Source organism: Myroides sp. LJL119, from assembly GCF_054871605.1.
On record NZ_JBTXLO010000005.1, the window covers coordinates 36954 to 54684 of the forward strand.

Sequence of the window (17731 nt, forward strand, 5' to 3'; positions counted from 1 at the left end):
TCAATACACTTTTAAAGGTTATGGTTTAACCACAAACACAATATTGATGATTGACGCGTCTGTAGCTGCTGCTTTAACATTATAAGTCATTACTCCTTGTTCACTAAGAGATACTATTTCAAAAACTTCTGGATCTAAATCCGTTACATAGTAATAAAGATCTGTAGGGTTTTCAAAATAAGGAATAAAATTAGGTGCACCTTCACTTGCAAAATAGGTTTTAGGTTCACCAATAACAGACATTCTACTTTGTAGGTCAAATTGTCTTTTATATTCTGCAAATAAATCAATCACTACATTTTCTTTATCCTCCGAGGTATCAAAGACAATACTAGGCATGTAGAAGAATTTAACAGCCTTATTATCATTGGTTACCATTTGAGACCACTTTTGTCCATCATTGTAATAAAACCCTGGAACTATATCCCCGTTAGTTGCCGTGTTGTAAACAGTCATACCAGCCACGTGCTCCTTTAAAGGGGCGTGATCATCTAAGGCTACTAATTCTACACGAGGTAATAAAAGTCCTTTATTTGTTTCTGAATCAATCTCTAGCATAGCCGAAGGATTAATATCAGGACTATTTCCACCGATTTTACTTTGAGCAAAACCAAGGCTAGTAATTAAACCAAATGCTAATGTTAAATAAATCTTTTTCATTGTTGAGTTTGTTTTTTAAATAAAAGTACGGGCCTAAAGTTAGACCTTACAACGACCCGTACTAGTGAGTTTGAAAATATGTTGTTTGTTGTTGCTCTTAATTATGGTTGTTGTGTTACAGGAGTTGAAGGCCCTAAAATAGTAGCAGGCACATTAGAACTTGTAAATTCAACAATCACATTATATTCACCCTGTGGTAAAGCTGTATAATGATTACCTGTACCAATATTAAAGGCGATGTTATTACCGGTAACCACAACATTAGTAGCATTTGTTGCTACAACGTTTTTATTAGAATCCAGTAAGGTAATACTAACAAGACCTGTAGCATTAGAATCTGCTGGTAAACCAACACCCGATGTAGCTGCAGATGGAACCCCAACTTGACTTCCTACTTGTGTTTTACCCATATATTTAAATACCCATTCTCCATTGATTGTATCACCGGTATTTATAATAGTATCACCATCTACTTGAATTTTATCTCCCAACATATTTTTAATGCGTTGGATATTTTTTTCAATTAGTTTTAAAATAAATGAATCTGGGAAAACGATTTCCGTTTTATTTCCATTATCATCAATTGTATATAAAACATCCCCTGAGCTTGGGTTATTATCATGGTCGCCATAGTAAACATTACCACCCTCACTTAAGAACTTAGTAAATGAATTTCTTAATTCTTCATTGTTCTCAATGGCAAAAATAATATCATCTGTCATGTTGATATAATCTTTACGGTTAGAATCTTCACTAGTGTATTCATAGAAAATCTCCCCTTTTTTCACTGCACTTGGATCTGGGGCAACACTTGTTTGTTCAAAATCTACCCAAACACCATCGGCCTGTATTTCACTGCGCTTTAACTGAGTGATTGTTTCTAAAGAATTGAAATCTATTTCTTCTGATTCGTATACATTGGTAACCGAATTATAAGTAACTGTTTCAAATTTCTTAGTAGTTGTATTATACACTACAGTTGTATGCGGAGGTTTTTGCTGGTCATCCTTATCGTTATCAGGATTTGATGGCAAAATAAAGTCAATTATGTTTTGAATATTTGTAATATCTCCTCCTATTTCCTCTACAATAATGTTAAGTTCATTTTTGTTCACCACACGGTTCCACATATTATCCTCCCAATAGTAAAATCCTGGGGCAATATCTGTGTCCTTAACCTGTGTGATATTATAGATTAATAAACTTTGTTGGGCATCTCCAACAATTGGTTTATAAGAGGTTAAATCAGTTAAAGCTACTCGAGGAATTAAAATACCTTTTGAATCACTTTTAACCTCTAATTCCGCTGACAAAGCAGGATCGGGAGTACCGATACCTACTTGCGCATTAGCGAAATAAACTGATCCTAATAAGGCTGCTACGATTGTTAATTTTTTCATGTCTTAATATATTTATTATTGTTGTTTACTTAATTTGTTGAGTCACATTTAAATTCGATTTTACATTCGAACGTTTTGCTATTTCTACTTGAATAATATCACCGTAAGTTGAACACTGGAAATTTTTTCCTTCTTCTTTAGAAATTAATAATGCTCGAACCTTTACGATTTTACCACTATAATCTACCCCATCTATGCGACCGTTTCTAGGGATATTCATCGTTAATTTTCCTTGTTGGTCTACATCTGCAAAAGCAACCGGTACCCAAATCGTATTGTTTTGATCTTGCGGATCTACTGTTTCCATTTCCCAAGCAACACTTGTTGTCTGACTTGGAACAGGCATTACATCAAGAGTTGATTTTTTATCGCCTCGGTGTACCTTAATGGCATATTCTTCATTAACATCTTTTGTTAACTCTTCACCGTTGAATAAGTAATGATTAAACTCTGGACTCTCATTGATATAAATATTGAAAGCAACTCGAGGTCCAACCTCACATCCATTACGAATACTTTGTACCCATAGGGTGTGATTACCTAATGCTAAAGCTGATATATCAAATCTATTTCCTGAATCATCACTCTCTGGCAATAAATCCGTACCATCTTGTGTTGTATAAACTTGGAAAGTAGTACATCCATCAAATGGTGTTAGATGTAAAACACCTCCATCACAAAGCTCATAAACGTCCTCTGGTTCTTCATTACCTTCATGGAATCTAGGTACCAATCTCACATCATAGACCTTGGTGAAATCTCCTAGAACACCCACCACACTTCCGTAAGAAATCTCAACACGATCGTATGGTTTATCAAATGGTGCTACAACAATCTTCATACGATTATTATAACCTCCAAGTAATCCTAATAACTTTAAATTTAATATGCCACTATTGTGATCCAATGCAGGGCCAACTTTTGTGTCTCCCAAATAACGCTGGATTGTAAAACCTTTTATCAGTTCTAAACTAAGTACTGGGTTAAGTGGTTTTTCAATAACAATCTCTAACTGGTCACCCGGAGTTGCTTGTTGTTTAAAAACAACATTTAAAAAAGCTTGATTTAACACCGCTACCCCACGTGATATCATAGCGTAAGATTCCATATCATTATCAACGGCATTCCATGGATTAGACACAGAGGCCGTGGCACTAGCCACACCTAAACCTATATCTTTTACCCCGTGTAAGACATCTAGCACATTGGATGCCGTATTTTCAGTTACAGGCTCACAATTAATTGGTCCTTCTTTGGTAACATAAGCTCCATAAACTTTTGCATTTTGAGCAACACCTAATAACGAACCTTGAGAAATACGAACTCCTTTGTATGGTTTTGGTCCGCTAGAATTGGAAGGTACAAAAGTAAACTCCACTACGTTATCAGCTGCTAGTAAATCTAATAAGCCTCCTTTTACTGGTTTAATTACCCCTATATCTAAGTTATTCTCACCAATACCTACCACAGACAATCCTCCGGCTAAAACCAAACCACTATATTCTTTTCCAAGTTTAATAGTTACTGGAGTTCCTGCAGGCATAGTCTCAGGAAAATATAAATTCAACCAAGTTGTTCCTATTCCTAATAGCCCTACACCTGTTGTAATTGTCGCGTACGTATCAGGTCTCCCATCTACAGCACGATCTTTGTTGGAAACACCTCCAGTTAGAATTGATCCCGAACCATAAGTAGTTGCATATTCCCTTACCATTGTCGGTGGACAACTAGCAGGATCAAAAACAGTTACATTAATCTGTTCGATTGTTTGACATCCACCATTAGTGGCAGTAGCGATAACATAGAAAATAAATGTTCCTGGTTCATTAAATTCCAAGGTACGATTACCAGCGCCGTCGCTTGGAATCTCTTCATATTCACCACTACCGTCTTGCTTTGCTCTTAAGTATTGAATAGTAGAGTTACTTGCAGAGGCTTTAGGTAGAGAAATTTTACTACCCACATTAGTTAAGATATTTTTCTCATTATCAAAGGTTATAACAGGAGCAGGAAGCTCACTAATCACTATTTCGTTTGAAAACTCACTTAAACATAAATCTCCTGATTTAGCACGAACCTTGTAAGTTCCAGCAATTGATGTGGTTACTTTTGATTGGGTTGCAACCTTAGTAACATTTCCATCTTCATCTAAATCATTAAACATATTTGTTTCTTCCCCATTAAAATACCACTGGTAAGAGTCTGCACCTGGAGTAACTTCAAATTCTAGGCTACTACCAGAACATAGCTCTAAAGAACTAGATGTTAATGTAGGTTTACTTGTTGTAGTAGTTGAATCAAAGCTTATATCTACCTGCTTGGGCTCACCTACAAAACAATATCCATCTGCTTCCATAGTAACATAATAAGAAACACCCGAGAAAGCAACTGCTTTGAATTCATTTGCTGTTTCTAATAAATCAGTCATTTCTTTATCACTATACCATCTGTAAATTGCATTGGCATACTTGGAGTCTGCACTGGCGGTAAAAATAAATTCTTCACCTGGACAAACACCCTCAGAGGTTTTACTTACCGTAAAACTCTCGTTTGTTATAAGCTCACAAGAAGTTTGGAATCTATATTGATCAGTTGCCTGAGTTAACTCCCCATTTATTGGCGAGTAGTATTCTACTTTTGCGAAATTCAAAATTTCTCCCTCTCCGCTAGAAGGAACATTTATCACTTTTGCTGAAAGAGTTACCTCTTTGGATTCTCCAGCTTTTAATTCTCCAATGAAATAAGTTACAACATCACCGGCAATTACCCCTTGATCTGCTTCAATAATCGCTACACTTACCTGATCTGTATTTTGAATTTCATCTTCTATCTTAAAATTACGAATAGTCTTATTACTTTGATTTGTAACAGTAATGGTATAGGTTAAAATATCATCTAACCCTGCAAGACTATTTGCAGTTGAATTATTACTAACACCAAGTTTTTTAATACTAACCTTATCAGTTGCTTTAACAGCAATACTTGTTCCAGGCACTTTTGAAGTATCGGGCTGGGTTAAATCCGCTGTATTGTCCACAGGTGGGTAACTATTTGTTACAGATCCCAAATCCCCCTGAACCTGGGCTATGTTTACAATTTGATCAATACCATCTAAATCTTGATTAACTGTTGCTTTAAAAGTAAATGTTTGCGTCTGACCTGCTGCCAAAATAGCTGGGTTAGTGAAAGTAACAATGCCATTTTCAAAAGATGGGCCTGTTTGTCCTGAAACAAAAGTTAACCCCGCAGGTAATACATCTTGAATTGTATACTGCTCTATATCAGAATCTCCTGTGTTTTTAACATGGATTGAGTAGGCTATTTCTTCACCTCCTGTAACAGAATCAACTTGCTTATCTCCATTTATAGTATAAGATTTCCAAGAAACAAACTGCTCGTCTAAATTTTGACACGTGCGACTTACATCATATATCTGTAATGCAGCTCCAACATTCACCCCTACTAAGGATTCCAATGAAATTGAAATACGGTCATAACTTGCCATTGGAGAAAAAGGTAAATCAACTACCTGACCATTTTGAATTAGATCTAAAACATTAACTCCATTAACTATTCCATCTCCACCAAATACAACCTGATCTACTTGGGTATCTCCTTTATAAGCAACTATCTTTAATTTACCTAATAAATCTAGATTAGCAGTCCCACCATTGGTTTTAAACCTAATATTTACAATTTCGTTAGGTGCAGAGTCCGTGTTAAAATAAAACCATTGGGTAACTTTACTTCCCACACCTAAAGTACCAACACTCAATTGCGAGAAATTAGTAGAATTATCATCTATAGCTCTCTCTGGGTTTGTAACACCTGCATTTCCAATACCTTCTAAGCCAAGATCAACACCTTCCAATTCATAAGAAGTTGCAAAAACATCTTGACAAGTATTGTTAACAGATTCATAGCACATTCCATATACATTCATACTATTAGATGTCCCTAAACCTATAGCTGCATTTGTCTTTGTCACAATACGTACAGACTTATAATCTTGACTAGGGGTAACAGCCAAATAGCTACGACCTAATTTATCAATCATAATTCGTACAATTCCTTCTTTTATCTGACTATTAGGATTAAGACTATTACCATCTAAAATAACTGCACCACTTGGATCCTTTACTTCTAAAGTAAAATAGTGATTTCCTATAATTAAAGAACCTAAGACTCCTTTTACAATGTTACCTAAACTTCCAGATACTAACTTTTCTAGTAACTCATCCTCTAGATCAAAACGAATATATGAGGTAACACCTGCGGGAACTGTATGGTCGTATCCCAATTCTAAAATTCCTTCTTCACTGCCAATACCTACAATAAAACCTGCACCAGAATGAAGTGTAGCAAACGCATCGAAATCATCACTAACAAGGTTACTTACCTCACTTACGTTGTTAAATTCACTAATTTCCGTAGCGCACACTGGCTCTTCAAAGGGATGTGCTGTAATTAATTCAGGGCAATTAGGTCCCACACGTTTAACATCATATAATCTTAACTCAGAAGAAGTATTAACCGAAGCAACATTGGTTACTACCACCTCCACGCGATCATAAGCCTGGGTTGTTTCATAACTAAGGGTTTGTATACCTCCAGCTTTAAATAAAGCCAATAAGTCAAATCCATTAAGAATTCCTTGTTGGAAAGTAAATTCTTCTTTTTTATTGTTACCTAAATAAGTAATTACTTTATATCCTCCCAAAAGCTCTAGGTTAAGAACCCCACTGTTTCCAGATTGAATTCTAACTTTTAACTCATCACCAACTAAAGACGGCTGACTAAAATAAATCATTTGTCTTACAGAAGCACCAACTCCTAAAGTACCAGCTGTAATTTGAGAATAATTGGAAGAATTCCCATCAATAGCATAATAAGCATTGGTAACACCTGCACCTTCTAACACGCCAACACCACTACCTAAACCTAAGTTTAAACCAGATTGCGTGTATGAAGTAAACTGAGCAGGAAAACAAATATCCATACCTGTTTCATAACACATATTAAAAACCTTTAAAGTTTTCACTCCTCCAGCTCCTAATAATCCGCTTACTTTGGTTGAAATTTTCACACTATTATATTGCGTGTTTGGAGACACCGCTAAATAGTATCTACCTATATTATCTTGTACTAAAGTAACCCCGCCATTTGTAGAGGATTCAAATCCATCACCACTTGTAGCCTTTAATACTTCATCTTGATCATTATATGCCTGAACTGTAATAACATGACTCCCTAATAAAGCCTCTCCTACACCTGCAACAACTTTACCTAAACTACCTGATAATAAGGCATCTAATAAATCTTTATCAGAATCTATACGTATATAAGATGTTGTATTTGCAGCCAGAGTTTTACCATATCCCATATGAATCATAGCCTGGGTACCACCAACATTTAAAATAGGGCCATTGGAGGCTACTAAAGTTGCATAACTCTCGTTATTTTGATCAACAGCTAAGTTTCCAAAATCAACATTACTATCCTCTAATAAGATACTCGAACAAGATGGATTCTCAAAAGGACTATCAGAAGGTGCCTTAATGTCCAATAATGGATTTGGACACGCATTTCCATAACGTTGCACGTTATAAATTCGCAATCCTTCACCTAATAAATTAAGACCAACTCCTTGATTCACTTTAACTTCTATACGATCATAAGGTTGACTTGGTCCAAATGCTACTGTAAATTTTTCGCCTCTTTCCAATAGACCTAAAAGGTCTGTCCTGCCTATTAAACCATTAGATAGTGGCATAGTGTAGACAAGATTTGTACCATTATATGCCAAAATCTCCACTCCACCTAATAAATCCAATCCTACAATTGATTTATTAAACTGCAAAGTTAAATTAAAACTTGAGCCAATTTCTGAAGCTGTTGCAAAGTCAAAGCTTTGAGAAACGCTTCCTAAAAGATTCACTCCTAATATACCACTATCTGCTTGCAAAGAGGAGTAATCGGTCTCTACCTCATTAATAGCGTAGTGGAAGTTATTATTCATTAATCCTCCTAATAAAGAAATATTAATTCCAGTTGCATCAAAAGAAGTAGATATTGGGCGTCCACACATAGCAGATGTTAAGTCATTCTCGCGACACATATCATAGACCTTCATGGTAAAAGCTCCTTTTTCTAAACTTACTAGTCCTGAATCAACTTTATTAGTAATTTTAATACTATTATATTCCGTGTTAGGTGCCACTTTTAAATAAAAGCGTCCTAAATTATCTTGTACCACCGTAATACTTCCTTTTGAATTATCCCCAAAAGAATTCTTACTATTTCCCGACAAAATACTTTGTGAGTTACCTACTTGAAAGACATCTACTTCGAAAAAATATTGTCCTAACAAAAGATTTCCTACACCTTCAACTAGGTTACCTAAAGCTCCACCTAATAATGCATTTAACACTTTTTCATTGGTATCTATGCGAATATAGGTTGGCGTATTTGCAGGTATATTACTATCCCCCCAAGACATGTGAATCATACCACTTACATCTTGATTGCCAACAATACCTAGAAGTTTACTATTAGCTGCAGTTAAAACGGCAAAACTTTCATTATTACCATCTACAGCATAATATGGAAAATCTACATTTTCAAAACTTACAAGCCCACTTTCTTGTACACATGCAGCATCATAAAAAGGACTTTGAGTTTGATCTGGCTTTTCCAACAATGGATTCTCACATCCAAATTGTTCTCCACCGAATCGTTGTACATCGTAAATGCGCAATCCTGAGCTTAACAAACTAAGGTCTAGTCCGCCATTAGCCTTAACCTCAATACGATCAAAACTAGTCCCTGGCATAAAAACAATAGTTGCTTTTTGATTGCTTTGTAAAAGACCTAAAAGATCTATTCCATTAACCAAACCAGTACCTAAAGATTTAGTATAAACTTTTTGGTGACCGTTATAAGCACTGATTTCCACGCCTCCAAGTAATTCTAAATTCAATGCAGAACTACCAAACCCTAGGGTAACGTTAAAAGTAGCATCAGCGTTAGAAACATTAGGGAAATAGAAAATTTGAGATAAACTCACTCCTACATCCAGACTTAATAATCCACTAGATTTTAAATTTGAGTAAGTATCTGAAAAGTCAGTACCACTGTCTATTGCAGCTCCTAGATTTTGGTTATTTACATCAAGTAATGTTAACCCTAAACCACCCGTACCATCAAAACTTGTACCTATTGGTTTACCACACTGATTGTCTATGGCTCCTTCTAGAGTGTAAATTTTACTAACAGAAACCTTAAATTCATTTAATAAACCTACTACAGAACTAGCTTTATTTTCGATTTTTATTTTTTGATAAGCTTGTGTTGGTTTAATTGCTAACACATTTTTACCCTCTCCATTTACAAATAATCTTGACTCATTACTAGAGAATCGCTCGTTACTTGAAGTTGTAAAAACGGCATTACCTTGTGCATCCAAAGCGCTTACAACAATATTCTGACTTCCAAAAAGTACATTATCTAAAAGCGCACCTAAAGCATTTCCAAGACTACCTCCAAGAATCATGTCAAAAAGTCCTTGATCTCCATCAAGTTCAATATAACTCCACTGATCAGGTCCAACTGGCTGTTCGTAGCTGGCAATTATATGACTATTATACTTAGAAATCACCAATGCTAGACCAGGAGAAGCATATAGAGTAGCTACTTGATCATTGTCTTGGTTTATATTTGTACCACCTACCACGGCAGGACCACCTATCCCCAATAATCCACGCTTACTATCACTTTGACTTTCAAATTTAGCCAGAACTTTTGCTTGACCATAAGAATGGAGCATTGGAGTTATAAGCACAAAAAGCATTAATACCCACTTAAAGAGGGTAAAAGTATTTTTTTGTTTCATTTGTTGTTTGTTTATATTGTTTGTTTGAGTTTGTGTAGTTATAACCTTTATATATAGAATATAAAAAATGCCTATAACTGTTTTTCTATAACACTTTATCTTTATAGATTTACTTTTTATGTGAGTTAAAAAATAATCCATCACAAATGTCCTTTCTTGCAATTACTTCATTTCTGAGATAACTTTTAAGTACATAAAAGTGTTATCATGTAACTTTAAATACCTAGAGTTAAAGTTCACATAACTTATTTTCTAATTAAGTTTTCTTTGAGTTTAGTAGTTTTCTTATCATATCAATTATTTATAAATTATTCTTTTTAAAATCGGTTTTAATATTCTTTAAAAAAAATCTTTACAACTCTTAATATTTGGTTCTTTCTAATAATTTGCAAAATTACATTGTCTTGGGGTGAGTTTTTCCCAAGCTTATATTAAAGAAATCCCAAATTGTCTGTTTTTAAAATTTTAACTCAAAAATACTGCTTAAAGGTATCTAAGTTCCTATCCTAATGCCTAGGTGAGTTATTAAATTATGGGCAAAATGTGCACTTAACTAACCCGACCATTGGTATGGTTATCTCTTAAAATGCAACAAATTAAAAAACACAAATACCTAATAAACAGTAAGTTGCAGTTTTTAACAACGTACTGTACCCAATATTTTAGATTGATTCTAAAAATTGGCTATTTATGCCATAATGCACAAATAGTCATAAATAAAAATTTGCTCCTGATTTCTAAATGAAACTTTAATTTCTCCCAAAAAAACAGGTATTTATATTAATTTCCCATCCGACAAACCAGCATTTATGGTAAAAAGTAAAGGTGCTTTTTACATGTTATAGTTTATAAAAAAGACAAAAAAATTAAGAAAATCATTTTGCTAATTCCGACTATTTCATCCAATAAACTCTTGTTGTAATTGCTATTAGTTTTGTAAAAATTAGGTAAAAATCAATTATTAATTATCCTAATTTGAAATACGACCCTCTCTAAAAAACACAAAACCTTGATTATTTAACACTTAATAAAATTCACTAACATTTTATTAAGGCTATTGTAAAATAAGATTCAAAAACATCTAAACTTATTCTTATATGATTTTGTACGGAATTTTTCCCCCAGCCAAGTAGGTAAAGCAAACACATATCATTATTTGCTATGTATTTGACACTTAAGTAAAAACCGATTTAAAATAAAGTCCATTTTATTTAAATAAAACTTAAACTTTTGCTAACTTGCACCCAAACAACAAAAACAACAACAAAATGTCTCACAAAACTCAAAAATCTAAAAACCATATACTTACAAGCTACTCACTTGTAAATTGGTTGTTAATTTCACTAGCATTGCGGATAGTTTCTAGAATAAATTGGAGCTCTAAGAGATTAAGGCTTGATTTTAATGTTCAATATCTTATTGGCGCGTCATAAAATCTTCCCTACTTTTTTGAAATAGTCTACTATCTTATAGTTCTATTGTTTTTTCATGGTCTATATAAGCCAACTGCGTTTTATATAAAACCAGTAGCATGCCTATTTTTAAAAAGTAGTGTCTAATTTTTGGAGAGAACCTAATGAATATAACTAGGTTCAATTTTTTACGTATTGTAATTAATTTATTTCTGTTAAGATGGCATCTAGAAACAACAAAAACAGCAAATTCCTACCGGTATTATTAATATGTTTGGTAATGGGACTACTACCCTATTTCACTTGGTTTACAACACAATATAATAGCCAAAACAAATTAGTGGATAACCATACCACACAAATACAATTAGAAAAAAATAGCACAACTCAACCCAAATCACAAACCTTATCAGGTAGTATTTCTCCGGAAATTTCTACATATAATGATTTTAAAACTGGTAATCCAAATCCAGACTTGATTCGGATAAGTCCAACAGATTTTGTCTCAGGAATTTTCTATGGGGTAATGATTCTATCACTTATTTCTACATTGAGCCTTTACTTGGTTTATAAACATCGGAAATGGGCCGTATTTTTAACTTTTCAAGGTATTTTACTTGCTGGATTTTCTTATGCAGATATAGGTCAATGTATTGCAAGAAATGACATTTACTACTTACTGCCTTACTTTCAGCACTTAATTGTTATCTCGGGTGTGATGTATAGTATTTATTTGTTAAGCTACTTTTATAGCTTTAAAATTAAGCGAATCGCCTACAATTACCAATTCAAGTTATATACGCTAATAACGCTTCTTGGCCTTTGTGTTTTAGGGTATAACTCTATTTATCACAGCATGTTCCCTTTACTACTTTACTTATCGGTAATTGTACTTGTAGGAGTAACACAAGTAGCTCTTTACAGAATTTCTCTGGCTAAAAGAAAGGTAATGCCTATCTCTTTGCTAACAATTCTAATTATATTATATACCTTAATCTATACCGATCTACACCCTATATCTAGTATACTTGATTATCAAAATACAATAACAATTTATAAATTAATTATTATCCTTGCCATATCGGCAAATCTTTATTTAAATTACTTGTTATTAATCAAGCACTACATCAATAACAAACAAAATGAAATATTTGTAACCCAGTATATTTCGTTAATCAAGAATTATCATAAACTTTTAATTCAAGAGAAAAGTAATCAAAACGATAACACCCCTTTTATTTCACAGTTTAAAGATAATTCACAGGCTTTGGAGGAGTATTTAAAAAACAACTACAAGTTAACTGACCGTGAATATGATGTTCTATTATTAGTCTGGGAGGGTTGTAGTAACAAACAAATCTCACAAGAGTTAAGCATTACCCTTAGTACGGCAAAATACCATATAGGTAATATTTACATTAAACTTAATGTAAACTCCCGAGCCCAAATATTTGCTCTAAAAGCATAACCTGACTTATTGGTCGAAGAAACTTTCGTTATAAACAAGATTTTTCAATTATGCTCAGAATCGCATATTTGCCTTGAAGAAAAAAAAAATCGAAAATATGCGAAATTTACCCTAGCTCACTTTTTTGCCTTGTTGAACTAATCAAGGAATCTACACATGTTAAAAAAACAGCTGGGAAAATAATTAAAAATAAGGGGTTGGGTATAAAAAAAGCAACAAGGTATTTTTATTACATTTACCTTGTTGCTTACTATATTACTTTTGCTAATGTAATTTTCTTGTTAAGTTTTAGGTTGTTCTTGGCTTGTGTTATTGGATAGTGTTTCTGGATTTTGCAAATCCACGGTATTGGTACCAAACTCTAGATTATAAAGCTTCACAAGCCAAATAAATAAAGAAATTAAAATTGGTCCAAATATAATTCCTATAAAACCAAATAAGTTAAGCCCTATAATAACCCCAAATATGGTAATTAACGGATGGACATTGGCCATTTTCTTTTGCAATAAAAAACGTATTAAATTATCGGCCGATCCTACAATAATAATACAATAAGCTAATAACCCTATGGCATTACTAGTGTGATTTTGCGCAAATAAAATAGCACATACCGGTAGGTAGATTAAAGATGCTCCCACCACTGGCAACATAGCGGCAAAAACAGTTAATACAAACAATAGAAAAGCATCCTGAACCCCAAAAATTAAATACCCTATGTAGGCGATCACCGCTTGTAGAAATGCAGTTAAAGGCACCCCTACAGCATTAGAAATTACTAATTTTTTCATTTCCTCTCCCAAAGCCTGTAAATTGGTACGCTTAAAAGGTACTACACGATATATCCAACTTTGTAACTCCCTGTACTGCAGAAAAATAAAAAACAGTAACAAATAGGCAATTCCCAATTGCATAACACTATTTACCGACGCGTTTAAAATCGATTCAGCTGCTTTACCTCCAATATCAACAAATCTCCCAAGGTTAGATTCATTAAACACATCCACATGGTATCTATCATTCATAATTTGAATTAAACGATCCACAGATGCCTTTACTTGCGCTTTATCTTGAACTAAAGCCAAAACTTTATTAGTCAATACATTTACTAATAAAAAAAGTGGTCCAATTATGAAGATTATGCTACTTAAAAACAGTAAAATAATACTGACTATTTTATTTATCTTTTTATTTAACGTTAGCCAATTAAATGGTTTTAATAACAATACAAACAGACATATAGCCCCTAAAGCTCCTGGTATAAAAATAACAAGGTTATAGCCCAAGACCATAAAAATAAAAAGAATAACGGCAAGGAAGATAATCTGCCATAAAATGGTATTGGAAATTTGTGTCCCTGAATTTTTCATATGTAATTAAAAATTATTTTTTAATTTAATTTGCCTTGCCCTTATTACAGGCTTGATTTTCAATGCTAAAATACATCGTATATTAATAAGAACTAAATTTAGTTAAAATAACCTATATATACGGAACTAATCCCTATAATTTTTTGTGTTTTACACCAGTATTACTTAAAAAAGGTATAGATAACATCCTTGTTGGTGGATTTGCGAAAGTTACTAGTTGTATTCCATGATTTAAAGCCAAAAGTTTTACGTACTTTTGCATGCTGCAAATTAATTTTTTAAAAGCATCTCTTAAGAAAAATCAAATGCATACTGATAAATAAGTTGTCTGAATTTTACAATCAGGCGCCTTACTTTTTTGAACAAAAACAGACTTATCACATTAAATATGTCACAAAATACAAATAGTAATTTTACAGGTTATCAAAAATTTGTAATATTCATCCTAGCAATAACCCAATTCACTGTAATATTAGACTTCATGGTCATGGCTCCTTTAGGAGATTTACTTTTAAAAACAATAGAGGATATGAGTACCCAGGACTTTGGAATAGCTGTTTCAGCCTACGCCTTTAGTGCTGGAGGATCGGGATTATTAACAGCTGGATTTGCCGATCGTTTTGACCGTAAGAAATTATTATTGTTTTTCTATTGTGGCTTTATTCTAGGCACTTTATTTTGTGGTTTAGCATACTCGTATCCCACATTATTGGCCGCTAGAATATTCACAGGTTTATTCGGAGGGGTAATTGGTTCTATTTCCATGGCTATTATTACCGATATTTTTACCCTACAGCAAAGAGGAAGAGTAATGGGGTTTGTACAAATGGGCTTTGGAGCTAGCCAGGTTTTAGGTATTCCAATTGGTCTTTATGTAGCTAATTTATGGAACTGGGAGGCTCCTTTTTTAATGATTGTGGCCCTTTCTGTTTTTATTGCAATTGCAATTGCTTGGGGACTTAAGCCAGTTAAAGATCACTTATCTCTTGAGAAACCCAAAAATGCAATTGGCCATTTACTAAATACCTTAAAACACAAAGATTACCGCGTAGGCTTTGCCAGTACCGCCATTATGTCTATTGGAGGGTTTATGATGATGCCTTTCGGTACCGTTTTTGCGGTAAATAATCTAGGAGTTACACCCGAGCAATTACCAATTATGTTTATGATATCCGGGGTTTTCTCCCTTACATTAATGCCTTTTGTAGGTCGATTAAGTGATAGGGTAAATAAGTTTCACCTCTTTAGCATTGCATCGGTATGGTTAATGATTGTTTGTGTGGTTTACACCCATATGTTCGAGATTCCTTTTTGGCTTGTAATTACCATTAATATATTGATGATGACAGGTATAATGAGTAGAATGGTACCCGCCACAGCTCTTGGAAGTGCTGTTCCACAGGCCAAAGACAGGGGAGCATATATGAGCATTAGCTCTTCCTTACAATCTATTTCTGGAGGAGTTGCAGCCGCACTTGCCGGAACGCTAGTATATCAACAAACCAAAGATAGTCCTCTTATGAACTACGATGTGGTTGGATATGTGGTTGTGATTGCCTCTTGTTTAAGTATCTATTTAATGAGCCGAGTAAATAAAATTGTAGTGAAAAATACAACTCATAAAACACAACAGACAGATACATCAACCATAGAATCTATATAATCAAGGAGAAATTAACTTGACCTTTTTATTATTATCTACTATAAAGTGAAAACTATAATAATTGTAAGTTCCTATCGAGAGATGAGAAGTTTTTGCTTGGTTTTGGGTAACAGCATTTAAAATAAACTCTTGTTTTATACCTTTTTGTGTATCCACCACAAAATCATATCGGTATAAACTTATTTGAGCATATTTTTTATCTAACAGCTTTTTGGCCTGATCCACATAAAAAGGAATCGAATCTAATGGAAATTTATCTATGTTTTGTCCTATTTGTGCATCGGGTGTGAAAAATGGGTCAATTTGTTTAAAAACTTGAATATCTTTTGTTGTAAAGCTCCCGGCTTCTAATTCATAAAAGTGGTTTGTTGCCTGATTGTTTTCAATATAGGATACACAAAACCCCCCCAGTTCACCATCGAGAATATCTTTGGAGAAAAGACGTAGGTTACCTACTTTTCTACCGTCTTTTAATTGCTGTGTTATACTAGATACCAACTCTTTATTACTACTGGATTTTTGCGGATAAATTCCTTGGGTTTGACAAGAAATTAAAACCATTGCAATAAGACTTATACCCAAACCAATTAAAAACCTAATCATAATTAAATCCAATTTATTTTTAGTGTGTGTTGTGTGTGTTTTAAAAAAAAATTCTAACTCTTGCCTTGAATTTAGTAAAATTACTACCTTTAAAAAAGCAATAGGGTAAACCGGTGGTTTAACTTATAATTTTTAAAAAAAGCAAAGGTAGTTGAATCACTAAATAAAAAAAGCTTTTAAAGATGATTATTTTGACAATTAATGACTTTACAGAAAAAGACACCCCAGGACTTATTGAAATCTATCATAACAAACTAAATACCGAGTTTATTCCGCAAGATTTATCTAAAGTATCAGCTTGTCAAGTAAAGCAAATGTTTGAAAAAACAAATCAAAAGAGGCTTTGGGTTATTAAAGATCAGTTTGAGAATTTAATTGGACAAGCTGGTATATACACCTATGAGCAAACAAGCCATATTTACGAAGTTGGCTATATAATTGATTATAAATATTCTAATCAGGGTTTAGCCACGCGTATTTGTAAAATGCTACTGGATATAATTTTCTGTGAATATAAAGCTACAAAAGCCATTGCAAGAATGTATCAAGATAATAAAGCGAGTGAAAAAGTATGCTTGAAAAACAACATGACTTTATTAAAAAAGGATACCCTTAAAGACCAAAGGGTACGTCTTACCTATATAAAAAAAAATCCCCTATTAGTTAAAAACTAAAAAAGGGATTTTCACTTTTATAATTAATCAGACAAATTCGCAATTCGATTATGCTTTGTTTTCCACAAATTGAACCTCTGCATGAACACCAATCTCTTCTGCAATTAAAAGACCTCCTTTTTCTAAAACAGCATTGTAAGATAAGCCAAAATCTTTTCTATTGATTTTTCCATTTAAGCTTATTGCTATTTTATTATTTCCCCAAGGATCTACCATAACAGAACTTACTTGAGCCTGTAGGGTTATAGAGATGCTCTTATCCAACATGGTTAATTGTCCTGAAACTTGGTAGTGACCATCTTGCGTTTTACTAATATGTGTGGATTGAAAATCAATAGTAGGATACTTTTGAGCATCAAAGAAGTCCTGACTTAAAAGGTGATTATCTCTATCTTTATTATTGGTATTAATAGAGGACACTTGCGCGGTAAAACCTAATTTTGCGGTTGTAAAATCTTGCGTATTATTTTGCATCTGCGCTGTAAATTGGTCAAATCTTCCAGTGATAGTAGTAAAAACCATGTGTTTTACCGTGAAGATTACTTGAGAATGAGTGGGATCAAAATCCCAAATTAAATTAGATTCCATATGTT

At 33.6% G+C, this 17731-nt stretch carries 9 protein-coding genes; 3 read left to right on the top strand and 6 right to left on the bottom strand.

The annotated features are described in order from the left end of the window. Positions 1 to 18: 18 nt before the first annotated feature. The 3 genes from ACYSNV_RS07755 to ACYSNV_RS07765 form a co-directional block, all read right to left on the bottom strand. Positions 19 to 660, bottom strand: coding sequence for a hypothetical protein (locus ACYSNV_RS07755; protein WP_461761994.1), 642 nt, complete (start codon positions 658 to 660; stop codon positions 19 to 21). 101 nt (positions 661 to 761) lie between these two features. Continuing rightward, positions 762 to 2060: a hypothetical protein gene (locus ACYSNV_RS07760; protein ID WP_461761995.1), complete on the bottom strand. Its 1299-nt coding sequence runs from the start codon at positions 2058 to 2060 to the stop codon at positions 762 to 764. Between the two features lie 25 nt (positions 2061 to 2085). Next, a complete protein-coding gene (locus ACYSNV_RS07765) occupies positions 2086 to 9951 on the bottom strand; it encodes a COG1361 family protein (protein ID WP_461761996.1) in 7866 nt (2621 codons plus the stop codon). Positions 9952 to 11583: 1632 nt separating this feature from the next. On the opposite strand from ACYSNV_RS07765, the gene ACYSNV_RS07770 reads away from it, so the two are divergent. Beyond that, on the top strand, positions 11584 to 12831 hold the full coding sequence (locus ACYSNV_RS07770; RefSeq protein ID WP_461761997.1) for a response regulator transcription factor: 1248 nt from the start codon (positions 11584 to 11586) through the stop codon (positions 12829 to 12831). A gap of 281 nt (positions 12832 to 13112) precedes the next feature. On the opposite strand, the gene ACYSNV_RS07775 is transcribed toward ACYSNV_RS07770, so the two are convergent. Continuing rightward, the gene (locus ACYSNV_RS07775) at positions 13113 to 14198 is read right to left on the bottom strand and encodes an AI-2E family transporter (RefSeq protein WP_461761998.1); all 1086 of its coding nucleotides are present in this window, start codon (positions 14196 to 14198) and stop codon (positions 13113 to 13115) included. A gap of 388 nt (positions 14199 to 14586) precedes the next feature. Between ACYSNV_RS07775 and ACYSNV_RS07780 the strand changes: the two genes are divergently transcribed. Next, a complete protein-coding gene (locus ACYSNV_RS07780) occupies positions 14587 to 15861 on the top strand; it encodes an MFS transporter (protein WP_461761999.1) in 1275 nt (424 codons plus the stop codon). On the opposite strand, the gene ACYSNV_RS07785 is transcribed toward ACYSNV_RS07780, so the two are convergent. Next, positions 15862 to 16464: a hypothetical protein gene (locus ACYSNV_RS07785; protein WP_461762000.1), complete on the bottom strand. Its 603-nt coding sequence runs from the start codon at positions 16462 to 16464 to the stop codon at positions 15862 to 15864. Positions 16465 to 16646: 182 nt separating this feature from the next. Here ACYSNV_RS07785 and ACYSNV_RS07790 point away from each other — a divergent pair, with 182 nt between their 5' ends. Then, positions 16647 to 17138: a GNAT family N-acetyltransferase gene (locus ACYSNV_RS07790; RefSeq protein WP_461762001.1), complete on the top strand. Its 492-nt coding sequence runs from the start codon at positions 16647 to 16649 to the stop codon at positions 17136 to 17138. 48 nt (positions 17139 to 17186) lie between these two features. Here ACYSNV_RS07790 and ACYSNV_RS07795 read toward each other — a convergent pair whose 3' ends face one another. Then, positions 17187 to 17726, bottom strand: coding sequence for a YceI family protein (locus tag ACYSNV_RS07795; RefSeq protein WP_461762002.1), 540 nt, complete (start codon positions 17724 to 17726; stop codon positions 17187 to 17189). Between the last annotated feature and the right edge of the window lie 5 nt (positions 17727 to 17731).

Excerpts from the sequence above, each read along its gene's own strand:
- ACYSNV_RS07755 (WP_461761994.1), bottom strand. The coding sequence starts at position 660 with ATGAAAAAGATTTATTTAACATTAGCATTTGGTTTAATTACTAGCCTT.
- ACYSNV_RS07760 (WP_461761995.1), bottom strand. The coding sequence starts at position 2,060 with ATGAAAAAATTAACAATCGTAGCAGCCTTATTAGGATCAGTTTATTTC.
- ACYSNV_RS07765 (WP_461761996.1), bottom strand. The coding sequence starts at position 9,951 with ATGAAACAAAAAAATACTTTTACCCTCTTTAAGTGGGTATTAATGCTT.
- ACYSNV_RS07770 (WP_461761997.1), top strand. The coding sequence starts at position 11,584 with ATGGCATCTAGAAACAACAAAAACAGCAAATTCCTACCGGTATTATTA.
- ACYSNV_RS07775 (WP_461761998.1), bottom strand. The coding sequence starts at position 14,198 with ATGAAAAATTCAGGGACACAAATTTCCAATACCATTTTATGGCAGATT.
- ACYSNV_RS07780 (WP_461761999.1), top strand. The coding sequence starts at position 14,587 with ATGTCACAAAATACAAATAGTAATTTTACAGGTTATCAAAAATTTGTA.
- ACYSNV_RS07785 (WP_461762000.1), bottom strand. The coding sequence starts at position 16,464 with ATGATTAGGTTTTTAATTGGTTTGGGTATAAGTCTTATTGCAATGGTT.
- ACYSNV_RS07790 (WP_461762001.1), top strand. The coding sequence starts at position 16,647 with ATGATTATTTTGACAATTAATGACTTTACAGAAAAAGACACCCCAGGA.
- ACYSNV_RS07795 (WP_461762002.1), bottom strand. The coding sequence starts at position 17,726 with ATGGAATCTAATTTAATTTGGGATTTTGATCCCACTCATTCTCAAGTA.